Annotated in this window: 16 protein-coding genes and 1 riboswitch; of the genes, 4 read left to right on the plus strand and 12 right to left on the minus strand. The window is 72.6% G+C overall.

The genetic code is table 11. The features are described 5' to 3' along the window. Positions 1-75 precede the first annotated feature (75 nt). The 8 genes from IH00_RS0127370 to ribD are packed head-to-tail and all read right to left on the minus strand — an operon-like array spanning position 76 to position 5,948. Positions 76-549: a PH domain-containing protein gene (locus IH00_RS0127370; RefSeq protein ID WP_234334982.1), complete on the minus strand. Its 474-nt coding sequence runs from the start codon at positions 547-549 to the stop codon at positions 76-78. Between the two features lie 22 nt (positions 550-571). Continuing rightward, entirely contained in the window at positions 572-1,420 is an 849-nt protein-coding gene (gene hisG / locus IH00_RS0127375; protein WP_031078174.1) for an ATP phosphoribosyltransferase, read from the minus strand. 52 nt (positions 1,421-1,472) lie between these two features. Beyond that, on the minus strand, positions 1,473-1,745 hold the full coding sequence (locus IH00_RS0127380) for a phosphoribosyl-ATP diphosphatase (RefSeq protein ID WP_031078175.1): 273 nt from the start codon (positions 1,743-1,745) through the stop codon (positions 1,473-1,475). A 35-nt stretch (positions 1,746-1,780) separates the two neighbouring features. Further along, positions 1,781-2,266, minus strand: coding sequence for a 6,7-dimethyl-8-ribityllumazine synthase (gene ribH, locus IH00_RS0127385; RefSeq protein WP_031078177.1), 486 nt, complete (start codon positions 2,264-2,266; stop codon positions 1,781-1,783). Positions 2,267-2,312: 46 nt separating this feature from the next. After that, positions 2,313-3,644: a bifunctional 3,4-dihydroxy-2-butanone-4-phosphate synthase/GTP cyclohydrolase II gene (locus tag IH00_RS0127390; RefSeq protein ID WP_052411677.1), complete on the minus strand. Its 1,332-nt coding sequence runs from the start codon at positions 3,642-3,644 to the stop codon at positions 2,313-2,315. Then, complete coding sequence (locus tag IH00_RS0127395) at positions 3,641-4,279, minus strand: nicotinamide mononucleotide transporter family protein (RefSeq protein WP_031078180.1); 639 nt, start codon at positions 4,277-4,279, stop codon at positions 3,641-3,643. Before IH00_RS0127395 ends, IH00_RS0127390 begins: the two co-directional genes overlap by 4 nt. Then, positions 4,276-4,884, minus strand: coding sequence for a riboflavin synthase (locus IH00_RS0127400; protein ID WP_031078181.1), 609 nt, complete (start codon positions 4,882-4,884; stop codon positions 4,276-4,278). Before IH00_RS0127400 ends, IH00_RS0127395 begins: the two co-directional genes overlap by 4 nt. A gap of 2 nt (positions 4,885-4,886) precedes the next feature. Further along, entirely contained in the window at positions 4,887-5,948 is a 1,062-nt protein-coding gene (gene ribD, locus IH00_RS0127405; RefSeq protein ID WP_031078182.1) for a bifunctional diaminohydroxyphosphoribosylaminopyrimidine deaminase/5-amino-6-(5-phosphoribosylamino)uracil reductase RibD, read from the minus strand. A 191-nt stretch (positions 5,949-6,139) separates the two neighbouring features. Further along, a riboswitch (FMN riboswitch) is annotated at positions 6,140-6,270 on the minus strand. Positions 6,271-6,511: 241 nt separating this feature from the next. Between ribD and IH00_RS0127410 the strand changes: the two genes are divergently transcribed. Then, positions 6,512-8,866 (plus strand): chitinase C-terminal domain-containing protein, encoded by a 2,355-nt coding sequence (locus IH00_RS0127410; RefSeq protein ID WP_031078183.1) that lies wholly within the window; start codon positions 6,512-6,514, stop codon positions 8,864-8,866. Between the two features lie 509 nt (positions 8,867-9,375). On the opposite strand, the gene IH00_RS0127415 is transcribed toward IH00_RS0127410, so the two are convergent. Continuing rightward, the gene (locus tag IH00_RS0127415) at positions 9,376-10,578 is read right to left on the minus strand and encodes an ROK family transcriptional regulator (protein ID WP_031078184.1); all 1,203 of its coding nucleotides are present in this window, start codon (positions 10,576-10,578) and stop codon (positions 9,376-9,378) included. A gap of 100 nt (positions 10,579-10,678) precedes the next feature. Here IH00_RS0127415 and IH00_RS0127420 point away from each other — a divergent pair, with 100 nt between their 5' ends. Both IH00_RS0127420 and IH00_RS0127425 read left to right on the plus strand, forming a co-directional pair. Continuing rightward, positions 10,679-11,890 carry an MFS transporter gene (locus IH00_RS0127420; protein WP_031078186.1) on the plus strand — a complete coding sequence of 404 codons (1,212 nt, stop codon included), beginning with the start codon at positions 10,679-10,681 and terminating at the stop codon, positions 11,888-11,890. A 184-nt stretch (positions 11,891-12,074) separates the two neighbouring features. After that, positions 12,075-13,493 carry a uracil-xanthine permease family protein gene (locus IH00_RS0127425; RefSeq protein ID WP_031078188.1) on the plus strand — a complete coding sequence of 473 codons (1,419 nt, stop codon included), beginning with the start codon at positions 12,075-12,077 and terminating at the stop codon, positions 13,491-13,493. Here the strand turns inward: IH00_RS0127425 and IH00_RS0127430 are convergent. After that, positions 13,472-14,677, minus strand: coding sequence for a glycoside hydrolase family 6 protein (locus IH00_RS0127430; protein ID WP_420710926.1), 1,206 nt, complete (start codon positions 14,675-14,677; stop codon positions 13,472-13,474). The genes IH00_RS0127425 and IH00_RS0127430 overlap by 22 nt on opposite strands. Positions 14,678-14,789: 112 nt before the next feature. Between IH00_RS0127430 and IH00_RS0127435 the strand changes: the two genes are divergently transcribed. Further along, entirely contained in the window at positions 14,790-15,530 is a 741-nt protein-coding gene (locus IH00_RS0127435; protein WP_052411678.1) for a DUF5995 family protein, read from the plus strand. On the opposite strand, the gene IH00_RS0127440 is transcribed toward IH00_RS0127435, so the two are convergent. Together IH00_RS0127440 and IH00_RS0127445 are read right to left on the minus strand one after the other, a co-directional pair. Then, the gene (locus IH00_RS0127440; RefSeq protein ID WP_031078191.1) at positions 15,491-17,182 is read right to left on the minus strand and encodes a flavin monoamine oxidase family protein; all 1,692 of its coding nucleotides are present in this window, start codon (positions 17,180-17,182) and stop codon (positions 15,491-15,493) included. The two genes, IH00_RS0127435 and IH00_RS0127440, sit on opposite strands and share 40 nt — an antisense overlap. A gap of 45 nt (positions 17,183-17,227) precedes the next feature. Continuing rightward, complete coding sequence (locus IH00_RS0127445; protein ID WP_031078193.1) at positions 17,228-18,025, minus strand: carbon-nitrogen hydrolase family protein; 798 nt, start codon at positions 18,023-18,025, stop codon at positions 17,228-17,230. Positions 18,026-18,111 lie beyond the last annotated feature (86 nt).

Consider the following 18,111-nt stretch of genomic DNA (forward strand, 5'->3'; position numbering starts at 1 on the left):
CGTCCGTCCGGGGGACGGGCAGGGACGGGGACGGGAAGGGAGCGGCCTGCCGGGGCCGGGCTGCCCGGCGCCGGGTCAGGCTGTTTCCGTGCCCGTACCGCGGGTCTCGGCGAGAGCCCGCAGGGTGCGTGCGTCGCGGATGGCCTGCTGCTTGCCGATGCCCGGCTGGATGCCGAGCGCGGGCAGGCTCGTGCCGTCACTGAGGTCGAGGAACACCCAGGGGTCGCCCTCGCGCAGGTTGACCCGCAGGATCTCCGGCCACGCCAGCCGGCGCGTCCGAGTGAGGTTGACGACGGTGACGCCGGTGTCGTCGGCCACGACCTTCGGGCGGCTCAGCAGCGCCAGGACGCCGTAGAAGAGCGCGGCGACGAAGACGAAGCTCGCGCGCTCGCCCGGGCCCAGCTTCTCCAGCATCAGGGCGACGGCCGTGATGACGGCGAACATGAGGGCGCCGACGGTCAGCAGGACCACCCGGGTGCGGGTGGGCCGGAACGTGACCGGGAGGGCGGGGAGCTGGATGTCGGACATATCCGCTTCGACCTGTTTCATTCGACCTGGGGTGCCGGTGCGCTCAGAGGCGGCAGGCGTGGATCTCGGTCGTCAGGATCGCGCGTGCGCCGAGGGCGTACAGGTCGTCCATGATGCGCTGGGCCTCCCGGGCGGGGACCATGGCGCGGACGGCGACCCAGCCCTCGTGGTGCAGCGGGGAGACGGTCGGCGACTCCAGCCCCGGAGTGAGGGCGACGGCCTGCTCCAGGTGCTCGACCCGGCAGTCGTAGTCCATCATCACGTAGGAGCGGGCCACCAGGACGCCCTGGAGGCGGCGCAGGAACTGCTCCACCTTCGGGTCGTCGGCGGGGGCGCCGGTACGCCGGATGACGACGGCCTCGGAGGTGAGGATCGGCTCGCCGATCACCTCCAGGCCCGCGTTGCGCAGGGACGTGCCGGTCTCCACGACGTCCGCGATGACCTGGGCGACGCCGAGCTCGATGGCGGTCTCGACCGCGCCGTCGAGGTGGACGACGGACGCGTCGACGCCCTGGTCGGCGAGGTGCTTGGCGACGATCCCCTCGTAGGAGGTGGCGATCGTCATGCCGGCGAAGTCGGCCGGGCCGCTCGCCGTGCCCGGCTTGGTGGCGTACCGGAAGGTCGAGCGGGCGAAGCCGAGCTGGAGGATCTCCTCGGCGTTGGCGCCCGAGTCGAGCAGCAGGTCGCGGCCGGTGATGCCGATGTCGAGCTTGCCGGAGCTGACGTAAATCGCGATGTCGCGGGGGCGGAGGTAGAAGAACTCGACCTCGTTCTCCGGGTCGACCAGGACCAGCTCCTTGGACTCCTTGCGCTGCTGGTAGCCGGCCTCATGGAGCATCGCCGACGCAGGTCCGGACAGTGAACCCTTGTTGGGGACGGCGATGCGCAGCATGGGGTGGGCTTCCTAACTGTGAAAAGGAGTTCTGTGCGAAGAGCGGGCGGGCTCAGAGGTGGGCGTAGACGTCGTCGAGGGAGATCCCGCGCGCGACCATCATCACCTGGACGTGGTACAGCAGCTGCGAGATCTCCTCGGCGGCGGCTTCCTTGCCCTCGTACTCGGCGGCCATCCAGACCTCGGCGGCCTCCTCGACGACCTTCTTGCCGATGGCATGGACGCCCTTGTCCACCAGCTCGGCGGTACGGGAGGTGGCGGGGTCGCCGGTCTTGGCCTTGAGCTCCAGCTCGGCGAAGAGCTCTTCGAAGGTTTTGTTCGCCATGATGGTCCTAAGAGTACGGGGTGCCGCGCGCGCACTCAGCGCCAGGGCTCGCTGACGGTGCGCAGTGTGGCGGCGGTGGCGACGGCGGCGGTGACCGCCTCGTGCCCCTTGTCCTCGTTCGAGCCCTCCAGGCCGGCCCGGTCCAGGGCCTGCTCCTCGGTATCGCAGGTCAGTACGCCGAAGCCGACGGGGACGCCGGTGTCGACGGAGACCTGGACGAGGCCCTGGGTGACGCCCTGGCACACGTACTCGAAGTGGGGGGTGCCGCCCCGGATGACGACGCCGAGCGCGACGACGGCGTCGTAGCCGCGGCCGGCGAGGACCTTGGCGACGACCGGGAGCTCGAAGCTGCCCGGGACGCGCAGCAGGGTCGGCTCGTCGATGCCGAGCTCGTGCAGGGCGCGCAGGGCGCCGTTGACGAGGCCGTCCATGATCTTCTCGTGCCACTGCGCCGCGATCACGGCGACCCGGAGGTCGCCGCAGTTCTTCACGCTCAGTTCGGGTGCGCCCTTGCCGCTCACGTGCGTACTCTCCTCGTGCTTCTGTTCCGGTCTGATCTGGTGGGTCTTACTGGTTGTGGCAGGGGGACGCGCCGGCGGCGGCGTCGAGCCAGGGCAGGTCGTGGCCCATCCGGTCGCGCTTGGTGCGCAGGTACCGCAGGTTGTGCTCCCCGGCCTGGACGGGCATCGGCTCGCGTCCGTTGACGGTCAGGCCGTGCCGGACGAGCGCGCTCGTCTTCTCCGGGTTGTTGGTCATCAGCCGAAGACTGCGTACGCCCAGGTCGGTGAGCATCTGCGCACCGGCGGCGTAGTCGCGGGCGTCGGCGGGCAGGCCGAGCTCCAGGTTGGCGTCGAGGGTGTCCCGGCCGCGCTCCTGGAGTTCGTACGCGCGCAGCTTGGACAGCAGGCCGATGCCGCGTCCCTCGTGGCCGCGCAGGTAGACGACGACGCCGCGGCCGGCCTCGGTGACGCGTTCCATGGAGGCCTGCAACTGCGGGCCGCAGTCGCAGCGCAGCGAGTGGAAGATGTCGCCGGTCAGGCACTCGGAGTGGACACGGACGAGGACGTCCTCGCCGTCGCCGATGTCGCCGTGGACGAGGGCGACGTGCTCGACGCCGTCGACGGTGGAGCGGTAGCCGTACGCCGTGAAGTCGCCGTACGCCGTCGGCAGGCTGACCTCGGCCTCGCGGCGGACGGTCGGTTCGTTGCTGCGGCGGTAGGCGATGAGGTCCTCGATCGAGATGATCGTCAGGCCGTGCTTGCGGGCGAACGGCACGAGCTCCGGCAGCCGCAGCATGACCCCGTCCTCGCCGGCGATCTCGACGATGGCGCCCGCCGGGCGCAGTCCGGCGAGGCGCGCCAGGTCGACGGCGGCCTCGGTGTGGCCGTTGCGGACGAGGACGCCGCCGGGCTGGGCCCGCAGCGGGAAGACGTGGCCGGGGCGGACGAAGTCGGAGGGTCCGGCGACGCCGCCGGCCAGCAGCTGGAGGGTGGTGGCGCGGTCCGCGGCCGAGATGCCGGTGGTGACGCCGTGGACGGGCGCCGCGTCGACCGAGACGGTGAAGGCGGTCTTCATCGACTCGGTGTTGTCGGTGACCATCTGCGGCAGCTGGAGGCGCTCGAGCTCGTCGGCTTCCATGGGCGCGCAGATCAGGCCGCGGCACTCGCTCATCATGAAGGCGACGATCTCGGGGGTGGCCTTCTCGGCGGCGATGACGAGGTCTCCCTCGTTCTCGCGGTCCTCGTCGTCGACGACCACCACGGGGCGGCCGGCGGCGATGTCGCGCACGGCCTGCTCGACCGGGTCGAGGGCGAGGTCGGTGACGTCCCAGAGGGAGCTCGGAGCGGCGGCGCGGACCGGCTCGTCCGGGACGGCGGAGGCAGACGGGCGGGCGGTCATGCGGGTGCTCCTTCCAGAGGGGACTCGCTCGCGCGGGAGCGCAGCCACCAGTCGCGCAGGCCCCACAGGACGAGCGCACCATAGATGACGTAGACGAAGCCGGAGAACGCGTAGCCGTTGGTGAAGTTGAGCGGCACGCCCACCAGGTCCACGAGAAGCCAGGCGAACCAGAACTCGACCATGCCGCGGGCCTGGGCGTACATGGCGACCAGGGTGCCGACGAAGATGTACGCGTCCGGCCACGGGTCCCAGGACAGCGACGGGTAGGCGGTGAACAGGCCGCCGACGGCCAGGGTGCCGACGAGCGCGCCGCCCGCCATCAGGCCGCGCTCGCGCCAGGTGGCGAAGCGCACGGCGATCGAGCCGTCCTGGCTCCGCTGCCGGCCGCGGCTCCACTGCCACCAGCCCCAGGCGGCGACGGCCATGACGACGACCTGCTTGCCGGCGCTGCCGGTGAGGTGGCCGGCGAAGGCGGCGAAGAGGATGAGGCCCGAGAGGAACTGCACGGGCCAGGTGAGGAGGGAGCGCCGCCAGCCGAGCACCAGGGCGACGAGGCCGATGGTGTTGCCGGCCATGTCGGACCACTTGATGTGCTGCCCGAAGGCGGTGAAGGCCTCCGCGTTGAGCCAGTTCACCGGTCGGTCCCCCCGTTCCGGTCCCCGACGAGCCGCTCGACGTACTTGGCGATCACGTCGACCTCGAGGTTGACCGGGTCGCCGGGCTGCTTGATGCCGAGCGTGGTCAGCCCGAGGGTGGTCGGGATGAGGCTGACGGTGAAGTGCTCGCGCCCGGCCTCGACCACGGTGAGGCTGACGCCGTCCACGGTGATGGAGCCCTTCTCGACGACGTAGCGGCTCAGGCCGGCCGGGAGGGAGATCTTCACGATCTCCCAGTTCTCGGAGGGCGTGCGCGCGAGGACCGTGCCGGTCCCGTCGACGTGGCCCTGCACGATGTGCCCGCCGAGCCGGTCGCCGACCGCCGTGGGCCGCTCCAGGTTGACCCGGGAGCCGGTGGTCAGCGCCCCGAGGCTGGAGCGGTCGAGCGTCTCGGCCATGACGTCGGCGGTGAATTCGCCGTCGGCGGTCTCCACGACGGTGAGGCAGACGCCGTTGACGGCGATCGAGTCGCCGTGCTTGGCGCCCTCGGTGACGAGGGGGCCGCGCAGACGGAAGCGGGAGGCGTCACCGAGGGTCTCCACGGCGGTGACCTCGCCCAGTTCTTCGACGATTCCGGTGAACACGCTCAGCGCTCCTTGGGGGTGGCAGTGATACGGAGGTCGGGGCCGATGCGTACGGTCTCGGTGACGTCGAGCCGCAGCGCGTCGGCGAGGGTGGTGATGCCGGCGCCGGCGAGGGTGGCGGGTCCCGCCCCGAGGAGGACGGGGGCGAGGTAGCCGACGACCTTGTCGACGGCGCCGGCGGCGACGAAGGATCCGGCGAGGGCCGGTCCGCCCTCCAGCAGCGCGGAGCGGACGCCCCGCTCGTGCAGGGCGGCCAGCAGCGCCGGCACGGACAGGCCCCGGCCGTCCCTGGGGAGCCGTACGACGCGGCTGTCGGGCAGACCGGTCGTGGCGTCCTCGGCGATCGCGACCAGGGTGGGCGCCGCGTCGTCCAGGACGCGGGCGCCGGGCTTCACGGCGGTGGCCTCGGTGTCGACCACGACGCGCAGCGGCTGGACGACGCCTTCGAGGCCGCGGACGGCGAGGTGGGGGTCGTCCGCACGGGCGGTACCGGACCCGACGATCACGGCGTCGGCCTCGGCCCGCAGCCGGTGGACGTCGGCGCGGGACTCGGGCGAGCTGATCCAGCGGCTGGTGCCGTCCTGCGCGGCGATGCGGCCGTCGAGGGTGGCGGCGTACTTCCACAGCACGTAGGGGCGGCCACGGCGTACGGAGGTGAGCCAGGCGGCGTTGCCGGCCTCGGCCTCGGCCTCCAGGAGCCCGGCCACGACCTCGACGCCGGCCGCGCGCAGGGTGGCGGCACCGCCGGTGGCCTGCGGGTCCGGGTCGCCGACCGCGTACACGACCCGGGCGATGCCGGCCTCGATCAAAGCCTGGGCGCAGGGTCCGGTACGGCCGGTGTGGTTGCAGGGTTCGAGGGTGACGTACGCGGTGCCGCCGCGGGCGAGGACGCCGGCCTGGCGCAGGGCGTGGACCTCGGCGTGCGGACCGCCGGCGCGCTCGTGCCAGCCCTCGCCGACCTGGTGGCCGGAGGCGTCGAGGATGACGCAGCCGACGACGGGGTTGGGGCTGGTGGAGCCGAGGCCGCGGGCGGCGAGCGCGACGGCTCGGCGCATGGCGGCCATGTCGGCCGTGGGGGCGTCCGCTGCGGGGGCCACCGGGTCCTCCTGCCTCTTCGGGCGCGGACTCCGGGGCCTGCCGATGACGACAGGGAGCGGAACGACATCGCACGGGGTCGCCTGCGCCGAGGACACCGGTCGCCGGTGGACGGCGACCAGCGGACATACGGCCGGCACACACCCGTGAGGGTCGCCCGCCGCGCACTGCCTCCCATCCGGACTTTCACCGTCGGTCCAGGAATTTCACCTGGTCAACCGGCCACTGGATGCGGCCGGGTCGCGGACTGTAACCGCCGGTTCGGAATTGCACCGACCCCGGAGTGCGCTGCTGCTGATACAGGGCAAGTGTGCCACGGCCGGTCCTCGCCCATGCGGGTGAATGCTGTGTCCTGGCTCACAGGCCGACCGGTCGGATGAAGTGGTCCAGACCTATTGACCGTCTGGTCTAGTCCTTTTAATGTCTGCGTCACCTCCATGGAGCGGCCCGCCGGTGTGCGCACGCCAGGGCCTCAACTCGAGCCCTTCCCCTCGTCAGTTGTGTGTCCCCACCTCCCCAGGAGGAACCGACCGTGCTGTCCCCCACCCGCGCGGGAAACCGCGCGAGAGCCACGCTGCTCGCGACGGGTGCCGCCGTCGCCGGGCTCCTGCTCGGCTCGCTCTCCGGTGGCGTCTCGCACGCCGCCACCGACCACGAATCCTGTCGCCCCGACGGCCTGTACAAGAGCTCCGGAGTCGACGTCCCATACTGCTCCGTGTACGACGCCGAGGGCCGCGAGAAGATGGGTGCGGACCACCAGCGCCGCGTCATCGGCTACTTCACCGGCTGGCGCACCGGCAAGGACGGCACGCCCGCCTATCTGGCCCCGGACATCCCGTGGGGCAAGGTCACCCACATCAATTACGCCTTCGGCCACATCGACTCCGGCAACCGGCTGTCGGTCGGCACGGACGGCCCGGCGAACGCCGCCACCGGCATGACCTGGCCGGGCGTCGCGGGCGCCGAGATGGACCCCTCGTACACGTACAAGGGGCACTTCAACCTGCTGAACAAGTTCAAGAAGCAGCACCCGGACGTCAAGACGCTGATCTCGGTGGGCGGCTGGGCCGAGACCGGCGGGTACTTCGACGACAGCGGCAAGCGCGTCGACTCCGGCGGCTTCTACTCGATGGCCACCAACGCGGACGGCTCGGTCAACCAGGCGGGGATCGACACCTTCGCCGACTCGGCGGTCGCTTTCATCAAGAAGTACGGCTTCAACGGCGTCGACATCGACTACGAGTACCCGACCTCGATGAAGGACGCGGGCAACCCGCTGGACCACTCCGTCTCCAACGCCCGCCGCGCGGGGCTCGTCAAGGGCTACGCGGCGCTGATGAAGACGCTGCGCGAGAAGCTCGACCGGGCGGGCGCGGCCGACGGCAGGCACTACCTGCTGACCGTCGCCGCCCCCTCCTCCGGCTACCTGCTGCGCGGCATGGAGACCTTCCAGGTCCAGAAGTACCTGGACTACGTCAACATCATGTCCTACGACCTGCACGGCGCCTGGAACGAGTACGTCGGCCCGAACGCCTCCCTCTTCGACGACGGCAAGGACGCGGAGCTGGCGGCGGCGAACGTCTACGGCAGCCAGCAGTACGGCGGCATCGGGTACCTCAACACCGACTGGGCGTACCACTACTTCCGCGGCTCCATGCCGGCCGGCCGCATCAACATCGGCCTGCCGTACTACACGCGCGGCTTCAAGAACGTGCAGGGCGGGACGGACGGGCTGTGGGGCAGGGCGGCGGCGACCACCTGCCCGGCCGGGTCCGGCCTGACCAAGTGCGGTGACGGCGCCGTCGGCATCGACAACCTGTGGCACGACAAGGACGACAACGGCAAGGAGTCCCCGGCCGGCTCCAACCCGATGTGGCACGCCAAGAACCTGGAGAAGGGCGTCCTCGGCGACTACCTGCCGAAGTACGGCTTCGGCGCCGACACCAGGCTGACCGGCACCTACGCCCGCAAGTACGACTCCACGCTGGTGGCACCGTGGCTGTGGAACGCGGAGAAGAAGGTCTTCCTGTCGACGGAGGACGAGCAGTCGGTGGCCCGCAAGGCCGACTACGTGGTCGACAAGGGCATCGGCGGCACGATGGTGTGGGAGCTGGCCGGCGACTACGGCTGGAACGCCGCCAAGGGCCAGTACGAGCCCGGCTCCACGCTGACGTCCCTGATGTACGACAAGTTCAAGGCGGCCACGCCGTACGGCGCGAAGGTCTCGAACAAGGCGCTGCCCACCAAGGCCGTGAACATCGGGGTCGAGTTCGGCGAGTTCAAGCTCGGCGACTCCAACTACCCGATCACACCGAAGGTAAAGATCACCAACAACACGAGGACGACGCTGCCGGGCGGTACGGAGTTCCAGTTCGACTACTCCACATCGGCCCCGGGCAACGCCTCGGACCAGTCCGGCTTCGGCACCAAGGTGATCAGCAGCGACCACACCGGCACCAACGCGGGGGGCCTGAAGGGCGACTTCCACCGGGTCTCGCTGAAGCTCCCGGCGTGGCAGACGCTGGCGCCCGGCGCTTCGGTGGAGCTGTCCTTCAACTACTACCTGCCGGTGTCGACGCCGTGGAACTGGACCGTGAACATCGGCGGCACCACGTACGCACTCGCCGGTGACCTGGCGCGGGGCACGACGGTGACCGAGCCGGGGTCCGGCTCCGCGCCGTCGCCGGACCCGACCGGCCCGAACCCGACGCCCACGCCGACCCCGGGGGCGTGCACCGCGCCCGCCTGGAGCGCGACGGCCGAGTACGGCGGCGGGTCCACGGTGTCCCATGCGTCCCGCACGTGGAAGGCGAAGTGGTGGACCAAGGGCGAGGAGCCCGGCACCACCGGCGAGTGGGGTGTCTGGCAGGACCTCGGCGCCTGCTGACCGTGTGACGGGACGGAGCCCGGCGGTGGAGAACGGCCCTTGCCACCGCCGGGCCTCTCCGCGTCCCACGCCGGGCCGGGCGCGGGCTGCGGAGCGTTGGCGACCGACGTCAACGCCGCGAGGTGCGGTGTCCGGACGCCCGCGTCCCCGGAGGAATCCGGGCCGAGTACGCCGGCAGCGCCGCCGCCCAGCGGCACGCCCACCACTCCCGTCCGCCCTGGCCCACCGCTCCCGTCCGCCCGGCTCCGCGCACCGGATGCCCGGCTCCGCCGCGGCAGGCCGGGGAGACCGCCCAGGACGCGTGCCCGCCCGCCGGCCGGGGCCTCGTCGGTACCGCCCGCCGGGTCCTCGTCGGCGCTGCCCGCGCGGGCGGGTGGTGCCCGGCCGGCTCCGGGCGGTCCGGGCACGTGCCGGGCGGCGCGGGCGGGTGGTGCCCGGCCGCCTCCGGGCGGTCCGGGCACGTGCCGGGCGCGGTGGCCGCCGACGTGCCGCGGCCCCGGGCGGGGGTGTCAGCGCGTGGGGGCGAACAGTTCGTCCTGGGCCTTGTCGCGCACCGTCAGGAGCGCTCCGCGCAGGACCGCCGCGCCGCCCAGGGTGCTCGCGCGGACCTCGGTGCGCAGCGGGGAGAGGGCGGTCAGCCGGGCCTCCACGCGGGCCGCCAGCGCCGGGCCGCCCGCGTGCCCGATCTCGCCGCCGAGGACCACGCAGCCAGGGTCGAGGACCGCGGTGACGGCGGCCGCGCCGAGGGCGATGCGCTCGGCGAGCGCGTCCAGGAAGACACCGGCCCCCGCGGCGAGGGCTCCGCGGACCACCACCGCGCCAGGCGGCTCCTGAACGGGGCCGTCACCCGCCGCCGCCAGGCCGTGCTCCCCCGCCAGGGCGAGGATCGCCGCCGAACCGGCGAGCGCGTGGAAGCCGCCCTCGCAGCCGGTGGCCGAGGGCAGCGTCCCGGTTCCCGGCACCGGCAGGAAGCCGATCTCGCCGGCACCGCCGGACGCCCCCCGCCGGGGCCTGCCGTCGAGCACGACCGCCGCGCCGACGCCGTGTCCGAGCCACAGCAGGACGAAGGTGTCGCGGTCGCGCGCAACCCCCTCGCGCTGTTCCGCGACGGCCGCGACGTTGGTCTCGTTCTCGACGTGGACGGTGGCGGCGGGCAGCCGCTGTTGCAGGACCGGCACCAGCCGCCGGTGCCACGCGGGCAGCTTCGCCGAGTCGCGCAGCTCGCCGGTGACGGGGTCGATCAGCCCCGGCGCACCGATGCCGACGCTGTGCAGCCGGGTCGCGCCGGCCCGGCGGGCGGTGCGCTCCAGCAGGGCCGCCGCGCGTTCCACCGCCGGCTCCGTCCCGGTGCTGGTACCGGTGGCCGGGTCGTCGGCCCGCATGGGCAGGGACGCCTCGGCGAGCGGGACGCCCAGCAGGTCGGTCACGACGACGGAGACGCTGCTCGTGCGGACGTCGAGGGCGGCGAGGTGGGCCTGGTCGGCGACGATGCCGTACAGCCGGGCGTTGGGGCCGCGCCGGTCCGCGCCCGTCTCGCCGACGACCTGGATCAGCCCGGAGCCCTGGAGCCGCTCGACCAGATCGGCGACCGTGGGGCGGGACAGTCCTGTCAGCTCCTTCAGCTGACCTGCCGTCAACGGCCCTTCGTCCTGGAGGAGTCGCAGGGCGAGGCGGTCGTTGATGGCCCGGGCGGTGCTGGGCGATGCGGGCATGACGTGATCCTCTCAGAACTCGTCATATCAACTTACTATCAGGCAGCCTTCCTGATAATTTACCGGGACGGGGAAGGACGGACGGATCCGGGGAGGGCCTGTGGCACAGGGACAGGAGTTCAGCCAGGAGAGGCTGCGGCGGGCACGATTCGCGGTCGCGGCCGTGTTCTGTGTGCACGGAGCCGTCACCGGCAGCTTCGCCACCCGGATCCCCTGGATCCAGGAGCACTCCGGGGTCAGTGCCGGCCTGCTGGGGCTCGCGCTCGCCTTCCCCGCGATCGGCGCCTCGGTGGCGATGCCGCTGGCGGGCGCGATCAGCCACCGCTTCGGCGCGCGCACCGCCCTGCGCGGCCTGCTCGCGCTGTGGACCCTCTCGCTGGTCCTGCCCTCTCTCGCCCCGGACGTCTACGCGCTGTGCGGCGCGCTCTTCGTCTACGGCGCCGCCGCCGGCATGTCCGACGTGGCGATGAACGCGCTGGGCGTCGAGGTCGAGAACCGGCTCGACAAGTCGATCATGTCCAGCCTGCACGGCATGTGGAGCGTGGGTGCGCTGATCGGCTCCGCCTCCGGCACGCTCGCCGCGCACCTCGGCGGCGACGCCCGGCTGCACCACCTCGTCGCGGCCGTCGTCCTCACCGCCCTCGGCCTGTTCTTCTGCCAGGGCGTCCTGGACCTGCGCAGCGCACCGGACGAGGAGCCTCCGCCGCGGTTCGCCCTGCCGCCCAGGTCGGCCCTGGTGATCGGCGCGATCGGCTTCTGCGGGGTGTTCGCGGAAGGCGCGAGCCTCGACTGGTCGGCGGTCCACCTGAAGGACGAACTCGGTACGTCGGCGGGGCTCGCGGCCGCCTCGACCACCGCCTTCGCGCTGACGATGGCGGTGGCCCGGCTGGTCGGCGACAAGGTCGTCGACCGGTTCGGCGCGGTGCGCACCGTGCGGGTCGGCGGCTTCGCGGCGACGGCGGGCGGCGTCCTGGTCGTGCTGGCCTCCCACCCGGTGGCCGCGATGGCGGGCTTCGGGCTCATCGGGCTCGGCGTCGCCGTCGTCGTCCCCCTGGCCTTCGCCGCGGCCGGGCGCAGCGGCCCGAACCCCAGCCAGGCCATCGCGGGTGTCGCGACCATCACGTACACCTCGGGGCTCATCGCCCCCTCGGCGATCGGCGGGGTGGCCGACGTGACGTCCCTGACGGTGTCGTTCGGCCTGGTGACGCTCCTGGCCTTCGGCCTGGTGCTCGGCGCGGGGGTCCTGCGCACCGGCGACCGGACAACGCGCACGCCGTCGAGCACGGCACTCGGGGAGAAGACCCGCGGCTGACCCCGGACCTCCGGGCGGGCACGGAGCGGGTCCCGGACGGGGGCCCGGACGCGGCCCCCGCGGCTGCCACCAGGGCCGTGTCCGGGGCCGTCTACCATGGCCGCTGGTCTTTTTCGGCCGCGCCCCGGCCGGGATCCGGCCCCACGGCGTGGCCGCCCGAACCGGAGAACTGGAGCCACCCCCCATGAACCTCGGCGTGCGCTGGACCCTGCACGGCGACGGACGGACACCCGCTCCCGGAGCCGTCGTCCGCCCCGACGAACGGCTCTCGTGGCCCCGTACCGTCGGACTCGGCGCACAGCACGTGGTGGCCATGTTCGGAGCGTCGTTCGTCGCGCCCGTGCTGATGGGGCTCGACCCCAACCTCGCGATCATGATGTCGGGCGTGGCGACGGTGATCTTCCTGCTCGCCACCCGCGGCACGGTACCCAGCTACCTCGGCTGCTCGCTCTCCTTCGTCGGCGTGGCCGCCACCATCCGCGCCTCCGGCGGTGACAGCGCCACGGTCACCGGCGCCGTGCTGGCGGTCGGCGTCGTGCTGCTGCTGGCGGGCCTGGCGGTGCGGCGGTTCGGCGCGCGGATCATCCACGCCGCGATGCCGCCGGTGGTGACCGGCGCCGTGGTCATGCTCATCGGGTTCAACCTGGCACCGGTGACGGCGTCGACGTACTGGCCGCAGGACCAGTGGACCGCGCTGCTGGTGATGCTGTTCACCGGCCTGGCCGTGGTCTGCCTGCGCGGATTCTGGTCCCGCGTGGCGATCTTCCTCGGGCTGGTCTTCGGTTACGCCGTCTCCTGGGTTTCCGACCTCGTCCTCGGGAAGATCCACTCCCCGCTGGGCGGCCCCGAGGCCGTGGACCACTGGCGGCTGGACCTGTCCGGCGTCGCCCAGGCCGACTGGATCGGGCTGCCGTCGTTCCACGCCCCGGCCTTCGAGTGGTCCGCGATCCTCGTCGCCCTCCCGGTCGTCATCGCGCTGGTCGCCGAGAACGCCGGACACGTCAAGGCCGTGGGCGAGATGACCGGTGACCCGCTCGACGACAAGCTGGGCACCGCCATCGCGGCCGACGGCGCCGCCTCGATCCTCTCCACCGCCGTGGGCGGCCCCCCGAACACGACCTACTCCGAGAACATCGGCGTCATGGCCGCCACCCGCGTCTACTCGACCGCCGCCTACTGGGCCGCGGCCGGCTTCGCCCTCCTCTTCGGGCTGTGCCCCAAGTTCGGCGCGGTCGTCGCCGCCATCCCCGGTGGTGTGCTCGGCGGGATCACCGTCATCCTGTACGGCATGATCGGCCTGCTGGGCGCGCAGATCTGGATCAATTCCGGCGTCGACCTGCGCAACCCGCTGAACCTGGTCCCGGCCGCCGCGGGCATCATCATCGGCGTCGGCGGGGTCAGCCTGAAGATCTCCGACAACTTCGAACTGGGCGGCATCGCCCTCGGCACGATCGTGGTCATCACCGGCTACCACGTCCTGCGCGCCTTCGCCCCGCCCCATCTCAAGGAGCAGGAGCCCCTGCTGGACGCAGGCACCAGCGCGTACGACGACGACAACGGCGGCGGCCGTGACGACGGCGGTCAGCCGGTCGCGAGGTCGTAGGCGTACTCCGGGGTGAACGTGCCGGCCGCGCCCTTGCAGCCGTCCGACTCCCCCGGCAGCTTGACCCACAGATAGGCGTCGATGCGGGGCTCGCCCGTCGAGGTCGTCGGCGGGCGGCCCAGCGCGCGCTCGGCCGGGTCGCACCACTCGCCCGGCGGGGGCGCCCCGTTGCCGTTGCGGCTCGTGTCGATCACCGCGCCCAGGTGCGACGGCCCGCCCAACTCCGCGAGGACGCGCCGGGCGTAGGCCACCTCGTCGGCGGTGCGGTGGAAGTTCGAGACGTTGGTGAAGATGCCGTCGCCGCTGGTCCCGGCCCCCGCCCGGCGCAGGGCGGCGGCCATCTTCCCGGCGGGGTGCCACCCGGAGTGGCCCGCGTCGAAGTAGACCCTCGCCCGGGGGTTGGCGCCCTTGAGGGTTCTGGCCGCGCGGCCCAGCGCGGCGTACCGGGCCGCCCGCTGCTCCTCCGAGAGGCAGTCCGCCAGCGCGATCGCGTCCGGTTCCAGGACCACGACCACCGGCCCGTCGCCGAGCCCGGCCGCGAACCCGCCCACCCAGTCGTCGTACGCGGCGAGGTCGGGCGCGCCGCCCCGCGACGCTCCCCCGCAGTCCCGGTCGGGGATCGCGTACGGCACGAGAACGGGTGTCCGGCCGGCCGCGGCCGCGCCGGAGGTCACCGCGCGGACCCTGCCGGTGATGGTGCCGGGGTCGTACTCGGCGAACCAGACCGCGGCCGGCTGCGCGGCGATGCGCGCCTCGATGAGCGGTCGGCGCGGATCGTCGCGGTGGGCGCGCACCCAGTCCAGCACCCGCGACTGCGGGTGGCGGTAGAGCTCCGCCGATGCGGCGGGGGACGCCGGGGCCCGCTTCTCCTTCGGCGCGGGACGCGGGGAGGGCCGGGCCGGCGGACGCGCGGGGGCGGTGGCCGCGGCGGGCGGCGACGACGAGGGCGGCGACGGGACCGCGGTGGGCCGCGCGGGCAGCGGCACGGGCGCGGCGCTGCTGACGGCCTCCGGTACCCGGGCCGTGCCGTCCCGCCCGCCGCCGGTCGCGGTGAACAGCCCGCCGACCGTGCCGGCGGCGACCACCGCCGACGCCAGCGCCGCCATCGTGTGGCGGCGCGCGGCCCGGCGCCGTTCGATCCGCCTGCGCCGCTCGGCCCGGCGCTGTGCGCGCACGCCTGACACTCCGCTCCCCCTCCCCCACGGTGCCCCGCCGGTCCCCGGCTGCGTTCCCCCGTTTCGGGGAAGCCCGGCGCGATGACACCTCCGTGAGGGTACCGACTGGGAGGCTGCCCCCATGGGGCAGATCGAGCAGTTCACCGCCCGCACCCCGTCGGTCGGTCCGGTCGTGGCACGGATGCGCGCGTTCCGCTCGCTGTGGCCGCCGGAGGACGGCGTAGCGGTCTTCAACCGCGTCTACCTGGCGGTCACGGAGGAGATCGACCGGCGGATCGACGCGGGCGCGTTCGGGGACCGGCGGGCCGCCGCCACGCTGGACGTGCTGTTCGCCGAGCGCTATCTGACGGCTGTGGACACCGCGTGCGCGGGCGGTGTCCCGCCGGCGTGCTGGCGGCCGCTGTTCCAGGCGCGGCGCCATCCCGGCCTACGGCCGCTGCAGTTCGCGCTGGCCGGTATCAACGCGCACATCGGGCACGACCTGGCGCTGGCCGTGGTGGACACCTGCCGTACGCTCGGCTGCGAACCGCCCGACCTGGAGAAGGACTTCGACCAGGTGGGCGATGTCCTCGCGGTGCTGGAGGAGCACATCCGCGAAGAGCTGATGCCGGGCCCCGATCTGCTGGAGATCGCCGACCCGCTGACGCATCTGCTGGGCTGCTGGAGCCTGGAGCGGGCCCGGGACGGAGCGTGGCTCGCGGCCCGGACCCTGTGGCAGCTGACCCGGCTGCGGCGGCTGCCGGAGCTGGCCGAGGAGTTCACCGAACGCCTCGACCGCTCCGTCGGCCTGGTGGGCCGGATGCTGCTCACCCCGCTGGTGGCTCAGTCCTCCGGGAGCTCGACCGGCGCGATCTCGTCGTAGACGTCGCCCGGGCCGGGGTTCGAGGCGTCCGTCCCGCCGCCGAAGTGGTGCATGACGCCCCACACGGCGTTCAGCGCGGTCTGCACGGCACCCTCGGCCCAGCCGGCCGTCCAGGAGATGTCGTCGCCCGCGAGGAAGATGCCCCGCTTGTCCTCGGGCAGCCGGTCCTGCATGAAGTGCGTGAACAGACGGCGCTGGTAGCGGTAGTGGCCGGGCAGGTTCGCCTTGAACGCGCCCATGAAGTAGGGCTCGTTCTCCCAGGACACGGTCACCGGGTTGCCGATGATGTGCTTGCGGATGTCGACCTTCGGGTAGATCTCGCCGAGCGACTTGAGCATGACCTCCATGCGCTCCTGCGCGGACAGCGGCAGCCACTTCAGGCTGTCGTCGCACCAGGTGTACGACAGGCAGATGACGGCCGGCTTGTCGGGGCCGTCGTCCAGGAGGTACGTACCGCGGGTCATGCGGTCGGTGAGCGTCATCGACATGACGTCCCGGCCGGTCTCCTCGTCCTTGTCCAGCCAGAACGGCCGGTCGACCGGGACGAACAGCTTGGAGGACTCCATGTAGTGGGTGCGCTCCATCGCCGTCCAGTGGTCGATGGGGAACAGCGAGTCGTCACAGGCGATCTTGGACAGCAGCATCCAGGACTGGGCGGTGAAGATCGCCGCCTGGTACGTGCGGATGTCACCGTTGGCGTCGGTGACGGTGATGCGGTTGCCGGCGGTGCGGTGCAGGCGGGTGACGGCGGGCCTGGGGTCGCCCTCGTGCAGCGACTTCAGCGACGTGCCGTACGGCCAGTGGACGATCTTCTCCGGCTCGCGCTCCCACAGGCGCAGCGGGAGCTGCTGGGAGCCGCCGACGATGCCGCGGTGGTGGTCGTCGGCCTCGGTGTAGACGACGCGGAGGATCTCCAGGATGGAGTTGGGGAAGTCGGTGTCCCAGCCGCCGGTGCCGAAGCCGACCTGGCCGAAGATCTCCCGGTGGCGGAAGGACTTGAACGCCTCGGACTCGCACAGGAAGCCGTAGAAGGTCTGGTTGTCGAGCTTCTCGACGAGCTTCGCCCAGATCTCGCGGATGCGCGGGACGTCACGCTCACGCATGGCGCGGTTCATGTCGGAGAAGTCCGCGCCCTCCTCCAGGCAGTCGTTCCACGCCTTGGCGACGTCGCGGTAGACCTGCGGCAGGTCCTCGATGGTCTGCGCGTAGTGCGACTCGCCCTTGAGGTCGACGACGGTCGAGGGGGTGGCCTCGGCCAGCGGGTTCGGGAACGGCCGGGTCTCCAGCCCCACGAGGTCGATGTAGTGCTGGAGCGCGGTCGAGGAGGGCGGGAAGCGCATGGCGCCCATCTCGGCGGTCAGCGACGGGTCGCAGCCCTCGAAGCCGACGGTGCGCAGCCGCCCGCCGATCTGGTCGGCCTCGTAGACGACGGGCTTGAGGCCCATCTTCATCAGCTCGTACGCGGCGACGATGCCGGAGAGCCCGCCGCCGATGACGGCGACCTCGGTGCCGTGCTCGGTCGCGGGTATCTGGCCGAGCCCGGCCGGGTGGGCCAGGTAGTCGTCGTACGCGTACGGGAAGTCCGGTCCGAACATGGTGATCGGCGGCTGCGCGTCGGTGTGCTGGACGGCGGTGGGCACCGTGGACGTCATGGGGTACGGACTCCTTGCGGGGAAAGCTGGTGCGGAGGGGGAAGCTCAGATCAGGGAGGTGTAGAGGCCGGGGCGGCGGTCGCGCAGGTAGGGGTTGGCCTCGCGCGAGGCGCGCAGCAGCTCCGGGTCGACGTCGCCGGTGACCAGTTCCTCGGCGCGGCCGGCGCGGGCGCGGGCGGTGCCGTCGGGGCCGGCGAGGGCGGACAGGCCGACGAACTCGAACTCGCCCTCCTGCCCGGTCCGGTTGGCGTACGCGATGTACAGCTGGTTCTCGAAGGCGCGCACCGGTACGACGGACTCGGCGACGACCTCGGCGGGGTGCATCAGCGCGGTGGGCACGAGGAGGAGCTCGGTGCCGGCCAGGGCGTGCGCCCGGACGTTCTCGGGGAACTCCACGTCGTAGCAGATCATGAGGCCGACGCGCAGTCCGCCGAGCTCGGCCTGGACGACCGGCTGGTCGCCGGGGGTGAAGGAGGCGGTCTCGAAGCCGCCGTAGAGGTGGGTCTTGCGGTAGCTCAGGAGCCGGGTGCCGTCCGGTCCGATCAGCTGCGCGGAGTTGTACACGGCCTCGCCGTCGCGCTCCGGGTACCCGTACGCGACGGCGAGGCCGTGGCGCTCGGCGATGTCGGCGACGGCGTCGGCGGAGTCGCCGTCGGCGGGCTCGGCCAGCCGGGCGACGTCGTCGCCGATCGCGTACCCGGTCAGGAACATCTCGGGGGCGACCAGCAGACCGGCGCCGGTGGCGGCGGCGCGGGCGGCGGCCTGGTCGAGGGCCTTGAGGTTGGCGGCGACGTCACCGGGCTGTCCGGAGCTCTGGAGCAGGGCGGTGCGCAGCGGCGGCATCGGCAGACCTCTGTCGGGTGCGTAACGGGGAGGGGAAGGCGTCGCGAAGACGTTCAAAACGGTACGGTCCGGTGTTCTTCCCGGAC

Origin of the sequence: Streptomyces sp. NRRL S-118 (assembly GCF_000716335.1) — a bacterium.
Classification (GTDB): domain Bacteria; phylum Actinomycetota; class Actinomycetes; order Streptomycetales; family Streptomycetaceae; genus Streptomyces.